The 1385-nt window shown below is 55.1% G+C and carries 2 protein-coding genes; one reads left to right on the top strand and one right to left on the bottom strand.

Annotated features, from left to right (window positions below):
- On the bottom strand, positions 1–858 hold an 858-nt coding region (locus Q0362_RS07835), incomplete at its 3' end, for an MMPL family transporter (RefSeq protein ID WP_298122253.1).
- Between the two features lie 103 nt (positions 859–961).
- Between Q0362_RS07835 and Q0362_RS07830 the strand changes: the two genes are divergently transcribed.
- Positions 962–1385, top strand: a 424-nt coding sequence (locus tag Q0362_RS07830; RefSeq protein WP_298122250.1) for a TetR/AcrR family transcriptional regulator, incomplete at its 3' end; no start/stop codon positions are given.

Genomic DNA, 1385 nt, shown 5'->3' with positions numbered 1-1385 from the left:
GGCAAAGATGACGGCAGAACCTGCTGTTCCCGTGGCGCGAGCGGCTGCCTCCTCGGGAGTGTCACCCTTGCGTAGTTCGTCCTGGTGGCGAGAAATGATGAAAAGGGCGTAGTCAATGCCCACGGCAAGCCCCAGCATCAGAGCCAACATCGGTGTAGTCGAGGTGACCTTGGCGAATGCCGTGGCCACAAAGATCAGCGCAATGGAGATACCAACGCCAAGTAGAGCGGTGAGAAGTGGCATCCCTGCTGCAAGGAAAGACCCAAAGGTGATGATGAGCACGATGAGCGCTACTCCCACACCAATCAGCTCGGTAGGAGTAATGGTGGGCATCGATGAGCTATAGATTTGGCCGCCGAGAGAGACTGTTGAGCCTGCGGGGAGATCTGCGCTGAGCTGCTCCGTTGCGGCTTCTAGTTCAGCCAGTGATTCCGGAGTAATTGTCGACGTGGGGCCATCAAACTGGACGCTGATCAAGCCGGCCTTGTCGTTATCGCTGATGGCGCCATTGATGCGCTCGTTGAAGGGAGAGGTGACGTTCTCAATCTGAGGGAGTTTCGTCATCTCATCCGCAACGGAGTTGAGAGCGTCTTTGTATGCGGGGTCAGTGATCAATTGACCATCTGCTGCAACCACAATGATCTGGGCAGAGGCACCACTGACCTGAGGGAAGGTGGTGGAAAGGGAATCAAGGGCAGCTTGAGATTCGGTGCCAGGGATGCTGATGCCGTTATCAAGTCCTTTGTTGAAGACTGCTGCAGCGCCACCGATGGCGATGAGAACAATCAGCCATCCAATCAGCACAAGACGTCGGGCGCGGAAAGCCCAGTGGCCGAGGGAATAGAGCAGTGATGACATAGCTGTCCTTGGTGTCAGCAACAGCGGGGATCAGCCGGAGTTGCGGGAAGAAACATGTTTCGATACACCGGTGTATCCGATACATGAGTGTATCCTTAACCCTGTGAGCATCACAACCGAAACTGAGTCAAAGCCTGCAGAGTCAGCCAGACGCCAAAAAACGCGTGAACGCTTGATGGACGCAGCCTTTGAGGTCTTCTCAGAGGTAGGGATTCACGCGGCAAGTGTGGAAATGATCGCCGAACGTGCAGATTTCACCCGTGGAGCTTTTTACTCCAATTTCGACACGAAGGAAGAACTCTTCCTCGCGCTCGCCGAACGAGGCAATAACGAACGCTTAGCTTTGCTGCGGGGCAGCGTGGCCAACATCGACGTCATCATGCCCACATTGTTAGAAAATTCGGGTGGCAAGCTCACAGCTCAAGAACTCGGACCTATCGTGGCGAGCTTCCTAGAACAACAGGGTGAGAACCGCCTGTGGTTCCTCTTCCAGTCGGAACTCAGACTGCTTGCCATGCGTGACCCTG

The organism is uncultured Aurantimicrobium sp. (assembly GCF_936931525.1).
Classification (GTDB): Bacteria; Actinomycetota; Actinomycetes; order Actinomycetales; family Microbacteriaceae; genus Aurantimicrobium.
Note: the sequence above shows the minus strand (reverse complement) of the source record. Positions and strands in the feature narration are given on the sequence as shown.